16 protein-coding genes are annotated in these 13,764 nt (G+C 65.8%); 10 read left to right on the plus strand and 6 right to left on the minus strand.

Going from position 1 to position 13,764, the window contains the following annotated elements:
• Positions 1-8 precede the first annotated feature (8 nt).
• The 4 genes from KIT25_11010 (at position 9) to lon (ending at position 5,286) form a co-directional block, all read left to right on the plus strand.
• Positions 9-1,115, plus strand: coding sequence for a HupE/UreJ family protein (locus tag KIT25_11010; protein UYN97428.1), 1,107 nt, complete (start codon positions 9-11; stop codon positions 1,113-1,115).
• 26 nt (positions 1,116-1,141) lie between these two features.
• Positions 1,142-2,431 carry a beta-lactamase family protein gene (locus KIT25_11015; GenBank protein ID UYN97429.1) on the plus strand — a complete coding sequence of 430 codons (1,290 nt, stop codon included), beginning with the start codon at positions 1,142-1,144 and terminating at the stop codon, positions 2,429-2,431.
• A gap of 93 nt (positions 2,432-2,524) precedes the next feature.
• Positions 2,525-2,926, plus strand: a complete 402-nt coding sequence (locus KIT25_11020; protein ID UYN97430.1) for an Hsp20/alpha crystallin family protein — start codon at positions 2,525-2,527, stop codon at positions 2,924-2,926.
• A complete protein-coding gene (gene lon / locus KIT25_11025) occupies positions 2,923-5,286 on the plus strand; it encodes an endopeptidase La (GenBank protein ID UYN97431.1) in 2,364 nt (787 codons plus the stop codon). The genes KIT25_11020 and lon overlap by 4 nt, the downstream gene beginning before the upstream one ends.
• 6 nt (positions 5,287-5,292) lie before the next feature.
• On the opposite strand, the gene KIT25_11030 is transcribed toward lon, so the two are convergent.
• From KIT25_11030 to KIT25_11045, 4 genes are read right to left on the minus strand one after another with little or no spacing between them, the layout of a single operon-like run.
• On the minus strand, positions 5,293-5,706 hold the full coding sequence (locus KIT25_11030) for a hypothetical protein (protein UYN97432.1): 414 nt from the start codon (positions 5,704-5,706) through the stop codon (positions 5,293-5,295).
• 59 nt (positions 5,707-5,765) lie between these two features.
• Positions 5,766-6,485 carry an amino acid racemase gene (locus KIT25_11035; protein UYN97433.1) on the minus strand — a complete coding sequence of 240 codons (720 nt, stop codon included), beginning with the start codon at positions 6,483-6,485 and terminating at the stop codon, positions 5,766-5,768.
• Between the two features lie 6 nt (positions 6,486-6,491).
• Entirely contained in the window at positions 6,492-7,013 is a 522-nt protein-coding gene (locus tag KIT25_11040; GenBank protein ID UYN97434.1) for a DUF1993 domain-containing protein, read from the minus strand.
• 53 nt (positions 7,014-7,066) lie between these two features.
• Positions 7,067-8,029 carry a YafY family transcriptional regulator gene (locus KIT25_11045; protein ID UYN97435.1) on the minus strand — a complete coding sequence of 321 codons (963 nt, stop codon included), beginning with the start codon at positions 8,027-8,029 and terminating at the stop codon, positions 7,067-7,069.
• Positions 8,030-8,242: 213 nt separating this feature from the next.
• Here KIT25_11045 and KIT25_11050 point away from each other — a divergent pair, with 213 nt between their 5' ends.
• From KIT25_11050 to KIT25_11060, 3 genes are all read left to right on the plus strand, one after another.
• Positions 8,243-8,500, plus strand: a complete 258-nt coding sequence (locus KIT25_11050) for a hypothetical protein (GenBank protein ID UYN97436.1) — start codon at positions 8,243-8,245, stop codon at positions 8,498-8,500.
• An 81-nt stretch (positions 8,501-8,581) separates the two neighbouring features.
• On the plus strand, positions 8,582-9,157 hold the full coding sequence (locus KIT25_11055; GenBank protein UYN97892.1) for a glutathione S-transferase family protein: 576 nt from the start codon (positions 8,582-8,584) through the stop codon (positions 9,155-9,157).
• Positions 9,154-9,555, plus strand: coding sequence for a DUF3574 domain-containing protein (locus tag KIT25_11060; protein ID UYN97437.1), 402 nt, complete (start codon positions 9,154-9,156; stop codon positions 9,553-9,555). Before KIT25_11055 ends, KIT25_11060 begins: the two co-directional genes overlap by 4 nt.
• On the opposite strand, the gene KIT25_11065 is transcribed toward KIT25_11060, so the two are convergent.
• Positions 9,552-10,499: a PAS domain-containing protein gene (locus KIT25_11065; GenBank protein ID UYN97438.1), complete on the minus strand. Its 948-nt coding sequence runs from the start codon at positions 10,497-10,499 to the stop codon at positions 9,552-9,554. The two genes, KIT25_11060 and KIT25_11065, sit on opposite strands and share 4 nt — an antisense overlap.
• Positions 10,500-10,620: 121 nt before the next feature.
• Between KIT25_11065 and KIT25_11070 the strand changes: the two genes are divergently transcribed.
• Positions 10,621-11,136, plus strand: a complete 516-nt coding sequence (locus KIT25_11070) for a DNA starvation/stationary phase protection protein (GenBank protein ID UYN97439.1) — start codon at positions 10,621-10,623, stop codon at positions 11,134-11,136.
• A 4-nt stretch (positions 11,137-11,140) separates the two neighbouring features.
• Positions 11,141-11,752 (plus strand): LysE family translocator, encoded by a 612-nt coding sequence (locus tag KIT25_11075; protein ID UYN97440.1) that lies wholly within the window; start codon positions 11,141-11,143, stop codon positions 11,750-11,752.
• A gap of 1 nt (position 11,753) precedes the next feature.
• Here the strand turns inward: KIT25_11075 and argE are convergent, their stop codons facing one another.
• On the minus strand, positions 11,754-12,926 hold the full coding sequence (gene argE / locus KIT25_11080; protein UYN97441.1) for an acetylornithine deacetylase: 1,173 nt from the start codon (positions 12,924-12,926) through the stop codon (positions 11,754-11,756).
• Here argE and KIT25_11085 point away from each other — a divergent pair.
• The gene (locus KIT25_11085; GenBank protein ID UYN97442.1) at positions 12,925-13,758 is read left to right on the plus strand and encodes a sulfite exporter TauE/SafE family protein; all 834 of its coding nucleotides are present in this window, start codon (positions 12,925-12,927) and stop codon (positions 13,756-13,758) included. The two genes, argE and KIT25_11085, sit on opposite strands and share 2 nt — an antisense overlap.
• The last annotated feature ends 6 nt before the right edge of the window (positions 13,759-13,764 follow it).

A 13,764-nucleotide genomic window follows, 5' to 3' on the forward strand; every position in this document is an offset into this window, starting at 1 on the left:
GTCACGATGTGACGGCCTCAGCCCGCATCTCGAGCAGAACGCCCCCGTCATGCGGAGGCGTTCTCATTGGCGCACTGCCTTCAGTCTGGATTGTTGCGGCTCTGCTATTCGCCCTGCCGGTCCAGGCCCATGTCACCAGCACCGGCGCGGCGACTCTCGACATTCTTGATGCCAGCCTGCGGTATCGACTCGTCGTCGCCGCCACCGAGATCGAGAACGAAGCCGGTCGTCTCCTCTACCACGCGGGACAGGGGCAGCCGCAGGCGACCGAGCGGGTTGGAGAATTTGCCCGGAGATTCGCTACCTTCGCTGTCGACGGCCAGCCGTGCCGTCCCGAAGAGATCGCCATTCGCGAACTGCCATCGCCCGACCACAAGATCGCGGTCGAGATGACCTTGGCTTGTGTCGGCATGACAACCGGCACGCTGACGATCCGCGACGACTGGCCCGAAGTGTTCGGCGGCCACTTCCAGACCATCATGAGCGTGGGGCGACCGGGCAAATCCGAAATCCAACTCGTCTTCGTTGAAACGCGCCGGCAGGCGACGGTCGAGCTGGCCGAGCCGGCGCCGACACACCTGCTCTACTTCGTGGTCATGGGCGTCGAGCATATGCTTGGCGGGCTCGATCACTTGCTGTTTCTGCTCGCGTTGCTGGCGACGGCACGTGCGTTCTGGCGGGTCGTGGGCATCGTCACGGGCTTCACGATCGGACACAGCGTTACCTTGAGCCTGGCGACGCTCGGGTTGGTGGACGTTCCGGGACGCATCGTTGAGCCCCTGATCGCCGCCAGTATCGTCTGGGTCGCCGTGGAGAACCTGGTGGCACCCGGCGGTTCGACGCGGCGGTGGGTGGCGGCGACGGCCTTCGGCCTGCTGCATGGCCTGGGCTTTGCCTCGGCGTTGCTCGATCTCGATCTGTCGGGCGCCGTGATTGTCCGTGCACTGGTTGGCTTCAATGTCGGCGTCGAACTCGGTCAGCTCGTCTTCGTTGCCCTTTTCGTGCCGTTGCTGGTTTGGCTGGCGAAATCGGAACGCCTGGCCCGACTGCCGCAGACGCTCTCGGTGGCGGTCGCGGCAACGGGGTTCGTGTGGTTCATCGGCCGGGTGGTATGATGCCCATCTAATCGGGAGGACGTGAGATGGTGGGGTTGCGTGGCGTGGCCGCTGCCGCGGCGTTGGTCGTGATGGCCTGTCCCGTGGTGGCGCAGGGCATTCCCAAGGCGCAGTCGCCGGAAGAGGTCGGCTTTTTGTCGACCCGGTTGAAGCGCCTATCGGACCGGCTCAACGATGGCGTGAAGAACAACGAAATTCCGGGTGCGGTGGTGCTGATCGCCCGCAACGGCAAGATCGTCATGTTCGAGTCCTTCGGCTACCGCGACAAGGAAGCCAAGGCGCCGATGACCAATGACGCCATCTTCCGCATAGCGTCGATGACCAAGCCGATCGTCACCGTGGCAGCCATGATGCTAGCGGAAGAGGGCAAGCTCACCCTCGCGGACCCGGTGTCCCGCTACATTCCCGAGTTCGCCGAGACCAAGGTGTCGGTCGAGAAAAAGAAGTCGGACGGGACGGTCGAACTGGCGCTGGAGCCTCAATCGCGTCCGATGACCGTTCATGACCTGATGCGCCACACGTCCGGCCTCACCTACGGCTTCACTGGCACGAACGCCGTCAAGCGATCTTATGTCGATATGAAGGTCATGGCGCCGGACCAGACCAATGCCGAAATGGCGTCGAAGCTCGCCAAGCTTGCGCTGCTCTACCAGCCGGGCACGAACTGGGAATATTCGATGTCGACCGACGTTCTCGGCCGCGTCATCGAGGTCGCGTCGGGTATGCCGCTCGACAAATTCATCGAGGAGCGCATCGCGAAGCCGTTGAAACTCGGCGACACCGGCTTCGATGTTGCGGCGGACAAGAAGGATCGCGGCGCCCGGCCGCAGCGTGAAGGGCCGAACAACCAGGTGCCGGCGATCCCCGATGTCACCGTCAGGTCGACCTGGAAGTCGGGCGGCGGCGGCATGGTGTCGACGGCGGCGGACTACGCCCGCTTCCTGCAGATGTTCGCCAATGGCGGGCAGATCGACGGTGTGCGTCTGATCGGCCGCAAGACGATCGATCACATGACCGCCGACCACCTCTCGCCGGAGATGAAGATGGGGGCCGACATGTGGCGGCTCGGTGCGATGGAGCCCAGCGTGGCCAACGGTCAGGGTTTCGGCCTCGGCTTCGCCGTTCGCAACGAGCAGGGCCGCAATCCGCTTCCCGGATCGCCCCACGACTACCACTGGGGTGGTATCTGGGGGACCTATTTCTGGCACGATCCGCGGGAGCGCCTGTACGTGGTGTTCATGATGCAGTCGCCGGCGGCTCGTCTGCAGTATCGTTACCTGCTGCGCGACCTCGTCTATCAGGCACTGGTGAACTGACGGCCATCTCCTGCGGTGGCGAGTAGGGCGCGGCATGGCAGAGCGGCTGCCGCCGGGCGAGCAATAGGCAAATTCCTTCCTATATGAGGGGCCATGACGACCGGAGACCCCCGCAACTGGATGTGGTCGGATGCGCTGGAAATGCTGGCGCGGGCCGACCGTTTGCATCGCGAGCTGTTTCAGCCGGCCCGGCGTGCCGCGGCATGGGAACCGCCCGTCGACGTGCTGGAAACCGACGAACGTGTTCTCATTCTCGTCGCCCTGCCCGGGGTGGATCCACAGAAGGTCCAGCTGGTCATTCAGGACGGCGAACTTCTGATTGCCGGCGAACGATTGCTGCCTCCAGAACTGCGGACTGCCGTCATCCATCGCCTGGAGCTGCCGCAGGGCCGCTTCGAGCGTCGGATCAGGCTACCAGCCGGTCACTACAGCCAGCCTGGAACGGGCGCGGCGAACGGTTGCCTCCTGATCAACCTGCCCAAGGTGCGGCCATGAGCCCGCCCGATGTGAACGCCAACACCGGCTCTCCCGGGCAGGCGCCGTCGCGGCCCGTGCCGCCCGACGCGGTGATCGTCGTGCCGGTGCGCAATACCGTCCTGTTCCCGGAGATCGTCCTGCCCGTCACGGTCGGACGGCCGAGCTCGGTTGCGGCGATCCAGCAGGCAGTGCGCGAGCAGCGCCAGATCCTTCTCGTGCTTCAGCGCGATGCCGAGATGAACGACGTCGGGCCGAACGATCTGCATCGGACGGGGACAATTGCGAACATCCTGCGCTACGTGACGTCGCCCGAAGGCGGCCATCACCTTGTCTGTCAGGGTGTGCAGCGCTTCCGCATCGACGAGTTCGTCGAAGGGTATCCCTTCATGCTTGCGCGCGGTGTGCACCTGGCGGAGCCCACGGCGGACGGCTCCGATGTCGAGGCACGCTTCCTGGTGCTGCAAGGGCAGGTGCGCGAGACCCTCGACCTGTTGCCGCGCGTGCCGCCTGAGTTGAAGGCGACGGTTGAGGCCACCACCGCGCCCGGCCAGCTTGCCGATCTCGCGGCGACCTATCTCGACGTCGCGCCGAGCGAGAAGCAGGAAATCCTCGAGACGCTGGATCTCGTGCCGCGCCTCGACCGCGTCTCGAAGCTGCTGGCGCATCGCCTCGAAGTCCTGAAACTGTCGGCGGAGATCGGCAGCAAGACCAAGGCATCGCTCGACACGCGCCAGCGCGAGGTGCTGCTGCGCGAGCAGATGGCGGCGATCCAGCGTGAGCTCGGTGAGGAGGGCTCGAACAAGCAGGAGCTGGCCGACCTCGACAAGGCGATCGCCGAGGCGAAGATGCCGGAGGAGGTCGAGAAGGCGGCGCGCAAGGAATTGCGGCGCCTGCAGCGCACGCCCGAGGCGTCGGGCGAGTACAGCATGATCCGGACCTACCTCGACACGCTGATCGAATTACCGTGGGCGCCGCCGGCTCCCAAGGCCATAGACATCGCCGAGGCGCGCCGCGTGCTCGACGCCGACCATTTCGGACTGGAGAAAATCAAGCGACGCATCGTCGAGTTCCTCGCCGTGCGCAAGCTCGCGCCCGAGGGCAAGGCGCCGATCCTGTGCTTCGTCGGTCCACCGGGAGTGGGCAAGACCTCGCTCGGCCAGTCGATCGCCCGCGCCATGGGGCGCAAGTTCGCGCGCGTGAGCCTCGGCGGCGTGCACGACGAGGCCGAAATCCGAGGGCATCGCCGCACCTATATCGGCGCGTTGCCAGGCACCATCATCCAGGCGATCCGCAAGGCGGGCGCGCGTGACTGCGTGATGATGCTCGACGAGATCGACAAGATGGGCAGTGGCATCCACGGCGACCCTGCGGCGGCGCTGCTCGAGGTGCTCGATCCGGAGCAGAACGGCACGTTCCGCGATAACTACCTCGACGTGCCGTTCGATCTCAGCCGCGTGGTGTTCATCACCACCGCCAACATGCTGGAGACCGTTCCCGGGCCGCTGCGCGACCGCATGGAGATCATCCAGCTCTCCGGTTACACCTCGGGTGAGAAGCTCGAGATAGCCAAGCGCTACCTCGTACGCCGCCAGCTCGAGGCCAACGGATTGAAGCCCGAGCAGGTCGAGATCGAGGATGCCGCCCTGCGGCGCATCATCGAAAGCCATACGCGGGAAGCCGGCGTGCGCAGCCTGGAGCGCGAGATCGGCCGCGTGCTGCGTCACGTCGCCGTCGAATTCGCCGAGGGCAGGGCGGAGAGCCGGCGGATCGATCCGTCTTTGGTCGAGGAGGTCCTGGGCCCGCCGCGCTTCGAGAACGAGGTCGCGATGCGATCGAGTGTCCCGGGTGTGGCCACCGGCCTTGCCTGGACGCCCGTGGGCGGCGACATCTTGTTCATCGAGGCGACTCGCACACCGGGCGGCGGCAAGCTGCTACTGACGGGCCAGCTCGGCGAAGTTATGCGCGAGAGCGCCCAAGCGGCTCTCAGCCTGGTAAAGAGCCAGGCGGCGAACTTCAGGATCGATCCGTCGCTGCTTGAGAAGAGCGACATCCACGTTCACGTGCCGGCCGGCGCGACGCCCAAGGATGGACCGAGTGCAGGTGTCGCCATGTTCATGGCGCTGACGTCGCTGCTGACCGGCCGCACCATACGCAGCGACACCGCCATGACCGGCGAGATCAGCCTGCGCGGACTCGTGCTGCCGGTGGGAGGCATCAAGGAGAAGGTCGTGGCGGCGCATTCGGCCGGCTTGACGCGGGTGATGCTGCCGGCACGCAACAAGCGGGACTACGACGACATTCCCGAGGAAGTCCGCGGAGCGCTGGAGTTCGTCTGGCTGGAGAAGGTCGAGGAGGCCGTCGCGAGCGCCCTTCAGTGAATACGGCTAATCCATCCTGACGTTGCCGTCGGCGTCGACCGTGAGGTTGACGATCGTCTGGCCCCGCAAGGCCTGAGCGGCCCATCGGCCGTCGTTCAGGCGCAGCAGGCCGTGCACGCTTCGATAGCCGTCGGCGGAGATGGCGGCGCGGGCGTCGCCTTCCGTGAGGCCACGAACCTCGAGAGTCCAGCCCTCGCCGGAAGTCTTTCCTGTTTCGTCGCCGTCGCCCTGCCTGCGCGAGACCAAGGGCACCGGTGCACGGCGTGCTTCGATGGCGGGTGTCGCGATCGCGTGAAGCGGGGCCTGGTGCCTGATCTGTGGTGGACGCGGCGGCTCGAGGCCGGGCGGTGGCACCAGCATAGTGGCGCTAGCTGTACCGGCCGCGACGGCCGCGAGTCCCGAGATCAGAGAGACGCGCATTGTCCTCGCCGATGGTCGAACCATCGGACAACGCAACATGTGCGAAAGCGTTCCCGGCGTCAGGCGGCGGCAGCGACGGCCGCTTTGCCATGGATGGCGCGGCGCAGGGCGGCGCGGGCCAGCAGGCGCGTCGAATCGAGGGTCGGCAGGAACGAGTTGCCGTCGTCGATGATCAGCGGGATCTCGGTGCAACCGAGGACGACGGCGTCGCAGCCTCGCTCCCTGAGCTGTCCGATGACCTGCTGGAAGTAGGCGACCGATTCGGGCTTGAAGGTGCTGCACACGAGTTCATCCATGATGATGCGATTGCATTCCGCCCGTTCCGCCTGATCCGGACGAATGAAGTCCAGCCCGCGCGCCGCGAGCTTCTCGGGATAGACGTCGCTTTCGACCAGCCATTGCGTGCCCGTAAGGCCGATGCGTCGAAAACCGCGCGCCACTGCCTCGGCCGCCGCCACCTCCGCGATGTGCAGCCAGGGCAGCGGCGAGCGCGGCAGGACATGCGGCAGCGCTTGATGGAGGGTGTTGTCCGGACAGATCAGGAAATCGGCACCGATGCGCGCGAGCTTCTCGGCGGAGACGAGCATGATGTCGCCGACACCAGGCCAGTCGCCGCGATAGATGCAGTCCATCGTGGCGGCGAGTGAAGGGGTGTGCATCGACACTTCCGGATGGGCATGCGGCCGTCCGAGCAGGGCTGCGCCCTCGACGCAGATCGTGCGGTAGCACAGGCTGGCGCCCTCGGCGGAGCAGGCGACGATGCCGATATGCCCCGACATGGCGCGTCAGCCCTTCATGCGCATGCGGCCCATGAAGTCGCGCTTGCCGAGCGGTGCGCCCTTGGTGCGCAGGATGTCGTAGGCGGTCGTCGCGTGGAAATAGAAGTTGGGCAGCGAGAAGGAAAGCAGGAAGCCCTCGGCAGTGAAGGGCAGCTTGCGGTCGCCGAGCTGGAAGGTGACGTCTTTGCCCTCCAGCCCGTTGATCTCGGCGGGCGAGAGCTTCTGCAATTCCTCACGGGCGTCGGTGACGACCTTCTGCAAGCCGGCGTAGTCCAACGCAGGCATTTGCGGCGGCGGCGCGAAGAGGCCGGCCGTGACGCCGCGGATCGCGCCCAGCGAATGGTGGGCGACCGACCACACCTGGAAGCGCAGGGGCAACATGTCGTCGAAAAGCCGGGTCTCGACGATCTGGTTGGCGTCGACATTCTTCTCCTTGAAGTGGGCGAGGCCCTTGGCGAGGAAGCCCTCGACAGCGCCCAGCGTCTGCACGTAGTTTGCGACACTCAGGTCGTAAAGTGGAATGGCCATGGTTGGATACCTCCCGCTGGGGCGACTCTTACCATAGGGCGTTCACCCGGTCCTCAGCCGTTCAACTTGGCCATCTGGCGAGCCGCGGCGGATACCCGACGGCGCAACTCGACCGGCTTCACGATCTCGGCCTCGGTGCCGAGACGCAGCAGATCGACCGACGCCTGCTCGATCGATTCGATCGGCACCGTGGCGACGATCCAGCCCTCCTTGTCGGGCGGCTGCGCCGATCGGCGTGCCGCCTCGACGACGGCCGCGCCGAGCATCTCCAGGCGCCGCAGGCCGCGCGGCGAGAGGCGCAGCACGGCCCGGTCGCGGTACAAGCCGACCTCGTATGCGCGCGCCGAGTCGCTCCAGTACCGCGCGAGGTCGAAATCCCTCGGCCGCTCGAATCGTTCGTCGGTGGCGTTCGCTTCGACGATGTTGGAGACACGGAAGGTGCGCTTCTGGCCCGCGGTGTCGCCGACGACGTACCAGGTGCCCGCCTTGAGGACGAGGCCGAGCGGGGCGATGCGGCGCACCGTCGTGCGCTCGCCGCGCGAGTAACGGATGTCGAGCGTGCTCTCCGTCCATGCCGCCCGCGCGATCTGCGGCAGCAGGCGGGCCGATTCGGGTCCGCGGAACCAGCCAACCGGATCGAGATGAAAGCGCTGCGCGACTTTCTGCGCGCTGGCCCGGTTGCGTTCGGGCAGCGATGCCGTGAGCTTCAGCTGTGCCGACAGGAGTTGGTCGGCGAGGCCGAGTTGCGAGGCCGGCCCCGGAAGACCGGCGAGGAACAGCGTTTCCGCCTCGGGCTCGGTCAGCCCGGTGAGTTTGGTGCGAAATCCGTCGAGCAGTTGGTAGCCGCCGCCCGGTCCGCGATCGGCATAGACCGGTACGTTGGCCGCGCTGAGGTGGTCGATGTCGCGATAGATGGTGCGCACGGACACTTCGAAAGTCCCGGCGAGTTGCTCGGCGGTGACCCGGCCCTTGGCCTGGAGCATGAGCAGGATCGAAAGCAGTCGACTTGCGCGCATGGCGCACAGTAGCAGGCGTACATGACATTACATGACAGGTACTATCTTCGCGGAACAGCCATGGCGGGTCCCCTTGACCCTTCGTATGGCGGCAACCACGTTGGCAGGGCCTTTGGTTCGGAGCTTCCATGCGGCCAGAAGACGGAGAACTGATCGCCGGACTGTTCAGCCGCCTGCAATCCTACGAATCCCGGCCGCGTGCAGGATCGGGCCTTGAAGGCCGCACAGGCCCGCATCGCCGAGCTCGAAGGAAAGGCACCGCAGCGGCCGACAGGAGGCTTGTTCGAGGGTGTTCGCAACTTGCTGGCGGGCAGCGGTTCGGGGCCGCTGGCAGCGGAGGCGGCGCAACCCCTGCTGCCGCCAGACTCGCCGTACCCGGTCGATCTGGCGCAAGACGCCGCCGCCGACGCAGACTACGATGTCGCGTCCGACGACTCCGGCTTCGACGGCGGCGGGTCGGTCGATCTCTGAGAATCGAAAGAAAGGGGAAAGAGCTTGGCGACCATCGAACTTCACACCTGGGGCACGCCCAACGGCCGCAAGATTTCCATCATGCTGGAGGAGTGCGGGTTGCCGTACAGCATCCACAAGGTCGACATCTCCAAGGGCGAGCAGTTCAAGCCCGAATTCCTGAAGATCAGCCCCAACAACCGTATTCCCGCGATCGTCGATCCGGACGGTCCTGGCGGCAAGCCGATCAGCCTGTTCGAATCAGGTGCGATCCTTATCTATCTCGCCGAGAAGACCGGCAAGTTCCTGCCCAAGGATCCGGTCCAGCGATACAAGACCTTCGAATGGCTGATGTGGCAGATGGGCGGCGTCGGGCCGATGTTCGGCCAAGCCCATCATTTCCTGCGCGCGGCGCCGACCAAGATCGAGTACGGCATCAAGCGCTACGTCGACGAGGCCAAGCGGCTCTATGGCGTGCTCGACAAGCAACTCGCCACCAATGCCTACGCGGCCGGGGTGGACTACACCATCGCCGACATGGCGATCTTCCCATGGGCGGCACGCCACGAATGGCATCAGGTCAATCTTGCCGACTTTGCCAACGTCAAGCGCTGGTACGACGCAATCAACGCCCGTCCTGCGGTTACCAAGGGCATGGCGGTGCCCTACCTCAATTGAGGCGGCTCTCGGCACTGGCTGCGGTGCTCGCGCTTGGCGCGTGCGCCCAGCCACAACCGCCGCCCTGCCAGGCGCCGCTCAAGCCCGCGCTGCAGGTCGACCTCTATTTCGGGCGCGACACGCCGAAAGGGGAGCTGACCGAAGCAGAATGGGCGGCCTTCCTCGCCGAGGTGGTGACGCCGCGCTTCCCGGATGGACTCAGCGTGATTGATGTGGCGGGGCAGCATCGCACGCCGCCGGGCACGATCGTGCGTGAGAAGACCAAGCTTCTCGTCGTCGTGGTGTTCGACGCCCCCGCCCATCGGCAGAAGGTCGAGGCGATCGTCGAGGCCTACAACGTGCGTTACGGACAGCATGGCGTGTTTCGCACGGAACGCGAGGTCTGTGCCGCCTTCTAGGATTGAGCCTCCTCGCTCAGTATCGCCAGCGGGCAACGGATCGTGCAGACCAGTCCGTCGGGCCTGAAGTCGAGACGTGCCTCGCCCTGGAGCTGAGCCGACAGCGCCCGCTCGATGAGCTGCGAGCCGAAGCCGCCTCGCTTGCGCGCCCGGACCGGCGGGCCGCCGCTTTCGCGCCAGGTCAGCAAGAACGTGCCCGACTCGATGGACCAGTCGAGCGTCACCTTGCCCGACTCGACCGACAGGGCGCCGTATTTCAGGGCGTTGGTGCCGAGCTCGTGCAGTGCCATCGACAGCGCCACAGCGCTGCGCTGGGCGAGGCGCTGGGACGGACCATCGAAGGCGACGCGCGGGTGTGCGCCGAGGTGAGGACGCAGTGATGCCTTCACCACCTCGCGCAGTTCGACGCTGTCCCAGTGCTGGGACGTCAACAGGCCATGGACGCTGCTCAGCGTGACTAGGCGCTGCTCGAAGTCGGCGCGGATCGACGGCGCGACATCCCTCAAGGTCTGTGAGGCGATCGACTGCACGATCGCCAGCGTGTTCTTGACGCGGTGATTCAGCTCGTTGATCAGCAGTTCGCGCTGTTCCTCGGCCTTTCGCAGATCGGTGACGTCGCGGAACACGATGCCCATGCCGTCGCCCAGCGGAAACAGGCGATAGGCCAGTCGGCGCTGACCCACGATCACCGATGGTGTTTCGCCCCGCACCGTCGCGCGTCTCGTCATCGTGTCGATGAACAGCCGGCCGAGGTCGGTATTGAGCGCGTCGGGGAAGAGATCCCACAACCGCCGTCCGATCATCTCTCCGGCCGGTCGGCCGAAATGCCTAGCCGCCTCGCTGTTGAACCTCGTGATGCGCCAGTCCCGGTCGAGGGCGTAAAAGCCCTCTCCGATGCCCTCGAGAATGGCGGTGAGTTCGTCCTGGCCGTCCGGCAGAGTCATCCGCGTCAATGTACAGGGACCGGTGCTGGGGGCAATCGGCCGGGGGCTTGTTCGCTATCGAACGGATGGTAGCCTGTGCGCCATGGCGCCCGTCACGCCACGCACAACGGAGTCGACTACGATGGCCAAGGACACCAAGAGCCGCCGCACCGCCGCCCTCGCCACGCCGACGGATCTCGGGGCCAATGCCACCAAGGACATCACCGGCGGACTCGCCCTGCTGGCGGCCGACGTGCTGACGCTCTGGATGAAGACCAAGAACTTCCATTGGCACGTCTCGGGCCCTCATTTCCGCGACTACCATCTGATGCTCGACGAGCAGTCGGACCAGATCTACGCCATGATCGATGCGATCGCCGAGCGCGCCCGCAAGCTCGGCGGCAATGCCCTTCATTCCATCGGCCAGGTCAAGAAGCTGGCGCGCCTGCTCGACAACGACGCCGACTATGTCACGCCGCCCGACATGCTGGCCGAGCTGCGCGAGGACAACAAGCAGCTCTGCGCCGCCATGCGCAGCCTCCACGAGCTGTGCGACGAGCACAACGACGTCGCCACGGCGAGCCTGCTCGAGAACTGGATCGACGAGACCGAGCAGCGCATCTGGTTCCTGTTCGAGGCTGGCCGCAGGGCCGGGTGACCCGATGGGCTGGGAGTTCCTGCTGACGTCGCTGGTCGTCGTCGCCTCGCCGGGTACCGGCGTTCTAGTAACGCTCGCCGCGGGCCTGTCACGCGGCGGGCGGGCGAGCGTGGTCGCCGCCTTCGGCTGCACGCTCGGCATCGTGCCGCACATGGCGGCTGCGCTGCTGGGCGTGGCGGCGCTGCTGCACACCAGCGCGGTGGCGTTCCAGATCCTCAAGTATCTCGGCGTCGCCTATCTGCTCTACATGGCGTGGAGCGCGCTCAGGGAGCAAGGGGCGCTCGCGGTGCAGCGCGACGACCGCGTGCGGTCTGACCTTCAGGTCATCGTTTCGGCGATCCTGGTCAACCTGCTCAATCCGAAGCTCTCGATCTTCTTCTTCGCCTTCCTGCCGCAGTTCGTGGCGGTCGGCGATCCGCGGGCGCTGCCGCTGATGCTCGAGCTCAGCCTCGTCTTCATGCTGATGACGTTCGTCGTGTTCGCAGTCTACGGTCTGTTCGCCGCGTCCGTGCGCCGCCACGTCATCAGCCGGCCGCGCGTGCTCGCATGGATGCGACGCGTGTTTGCCGCGGCCTTTGCAGGGCTTGGCCTGAAGCTCGCGTTGGCGGAGCGTTGACTCAGCGCGCCTCCGCCCAGCGGACCATCTTCGCCATGAAGGCGTCGCACGCGTCGATCTGCGAGCGCGCGACGAACTCGTCGGGCTGGTGCGCCTGGGCGATGTCACCCGGGCCGCAGATCACTGTCGGAATGCCGTGCGCCCGGAAGATGCCGGCCTCGGTGCCATAGGGCACGGCGTAGGTGCGGTTACCGCCCGTCCATTGCAGCGCCAGCGCCGTCGCCTCCTCGTTCTCTTCCGGCTTGATGCCCGGCACGAAGGATCGTCGCTTGAGCGTGATGTCGGCGTCGGGATGCCTGGCCTTCATGCGTGGTAGCAAATCGTCGGCGATGTACTTCTCGGCACGCCGCTGCACTTCCCACGGATCGTCGGTCGGCAGGGTGCGATAGCCCCAGTTCAGCACGCATTCGCGGGCCAGGATGTTGCCCGCCGTGCCGCCATTGATGATGCCGACATTGATCGTGGTATGGCCCGGCACCGTGTCGATCCCGGCCGGGGGCGTGCGCTGCGCCAGCTCATCCTGCAGCTCGTTCAGCCAGTGGATGAACTCGCCGGCGAAGTGGATGGCGCTGACGCCGAGATGAGTCATCGACGAATGGGCCTCGAAGCCAGTGAAGGTGGCGATCAGGCCGCCACCATTGTTCTGCGCGTTGACCACGCCCATCATCGTCGGCTCGCCGATGATCACGGCGCGCGGTCGTGGCACGGCCCCCATGAGCTTCTCGGCCAGCGAATGGGCGCCGAGGCAGCCGACCTCCTCGTCGTAGCTGAAGGCGAAATGCATGGGCACCTTCAGCTTGGCGCGCTGGAACGTCGGCACATGGGCGAGCGCCGTGGCGACGAAGCCCTTCATGTCGCACGAGCCGCGCCCGTACAAGTTGCCGTCCGGCTTCTCCGTCAGCACCCACGGATCGGTGCTCCAGGGCTGGCCGTCGACGGGTACGACGTCGGTGTGGCCGCTCAGCACGATGCCGCCTTCGGTGTCGGGGCCGATCGAAGCGTAGAGATTGGCCTTCGTCCCCTCGATGTTGGGCACCAGTGTGCTCTTCACGCCGTGATCGTCGAGATAGGTCTGGACATATTCGATGAGCTCGAGGTTGGAATTGCGGGAGGTGGTGTCGAAGGCAACCAGTCGGCGCAGCATTTCGACGGAGGACACGCGTTCTTTACTCATGGGGCCTACCGTATACGATGACGACACAACGACCAACCCGGGCGAGAGGAGACGCCTGCTTTCATACGATCTGTGGAGTCTGGCGCTCGGCTTCGGTGCGGGCCTCGCCTGCGGATTCCTCAACACGGCGGCGTCGTCCGGTTCGGCAGTGTCGTTGCCGCTCCTGATGTTGATCGGTCTCGACCCGCTTTCGGCGAACGCCACCAACCGCATCCCGGTCCTGATCGGTGCGATCTCGGCGACCATGAGCTTTCACGCCAAGAACGTGATGCCGTGGCGGCTGGCGCTGCGCGTCAGCGGCCCGGCGATGGCGGGCAGCTTGGTCGGCACCGGTCTCGCCGAGACGATCGACTCGCGCAATCTCGGTCTCGTCATCACCGGCGCGGTGATGGTTGCGCTGGTGCTGCTCTTCACCAAGATCAAGAAGACGCTGGAGAGCGTCTCGGTCGACGATCCGCGCTGGTCGTGGGGTCATGCCGCGATCTTCTTCGGCATCGGCCTGTGGCTTGGCTTCATCGTGCTGGACGGAGCGACCTATCTCCTGATGGCGCTGACCTTGGCGGCCGGGTTGACCCTGGTGTCCGCCAACGCGGTGAAGAGCGCGGTGCTCGTGCCGACCACACTGATCGCCATGCTGGTCTTTGCCTACAAGGGCGACATCGACTGGGAACTCGGTGCTGTGATGGGCGTGGGCAGCATCCTGGGCGGAGTCTTTGGCGTGCGGGTCGCCACTTCGCCGGAGGCCAGGCGCTACGTCTTCGGGTTGCTGGTCGTGGTCATCTGCGCCGAGCTGCTTCACCTTCTCTGGCACTACATTTTCGAGACCCACTGAAGGCGG

Origin of the sequence: Enhydrobacter sp. (genome assembly GCA_025808875.1) — a bacterium.
Taxonomy (GTDB): Bacteria; Pseudomonadota; Alphaproteobacteria; order Reyranellales; family Reyranellaceae; genus Reyranella.

Bases quoted from the DNA above. Each gene is read 5' to 3' on its own strand.
- KIT25_11015 (UYN97429.1), top strand. From the start codon at position 1,142: ATGGTGGGGTTGCGTGGCGTGGCCGCTGCCGCGGCGTTGGTCGTGATG.
- KIT25_11020 (UYN97430.1), top strand. From the start codon at position 2,525: ATGACGACCGGAGACCCCCGCAACTGGATGTGGTCGGATGCGCTGGAA.
- lon (UYN97431.1), top strand. From the start codon at position 2,923: ATGAGCCCGCCCGATGTGAACGCCAACACCGGCTCTCCCGGGCAGGCG.
- KIT25_11030 (UYN97432.1), bottom strand. From the start codon at position 5,706: ATGCGCGTCTCTCTGATCTCGGGACTCGCGGCCGTCGCGGCCGGTACA.
- KIT25_11035 (UYN97433.1), bottom strand. From the start codon at position 6,485: ATGTCGGGGCATATCGGCATCGTCGCCTGCTCCGCCGAGGGCGCCAGC.
- KIT25_11040 (UYN97434.1), bottom strand. From the start codon at position 7,013: ATGGCCATTCCACTTTACGACCTGAGTGTCGCAAACTACGTGCAGACG.
- KIT25_11045 (UYN97435.1), bottom strand. From the start codon at position 8,029: ATGCGCGCAAGTCGACTGCTTTCGATCCTGCTCATGCTCCAGGCCAAG.
- KIT25_11055 (UYN97892.1), top strand. From the start codon at position 8,582: ATGCTGGAGGAGTGCGGGTTGCCGTACAGCATCCACAAGGTCGACATC.
- KIT25_11065 (UYN97438.1), bottom strand. From the start codon at position 10,499: ATGACTCTGCCGGACGGCCAGGACGAACTCACCGCCATTCTCGAGGGC.
- KIT25_11070 (UYN97439.1), top strand. From the start codon at position 10,621: ATGGCCAAGGACACCAAGAGCCGCCGCACCGCCGCCCTCGCCACGCCG.
- KIT25_11075 (UYN97440.1), top strand. From the start codon at position 11,141: ATGGGCTGGGAGTTCCTGCTGACGTCGCTGGTCGTCGTCGCCTCGCCG.
- KIT25_11085 (UYN97442.1), top strand. From the start codon at position 12,925: ATGGGGCCTACCGTATACGATGACGACACAACGACCAACCCGGGCGAG.
- argE (UYN97441.1), bottom strand. From the start codon at position 12,926: ATGAGTAAAGAACGCGTGTCCTCCGTCGAAATGCTGCGCCGACTGGTT.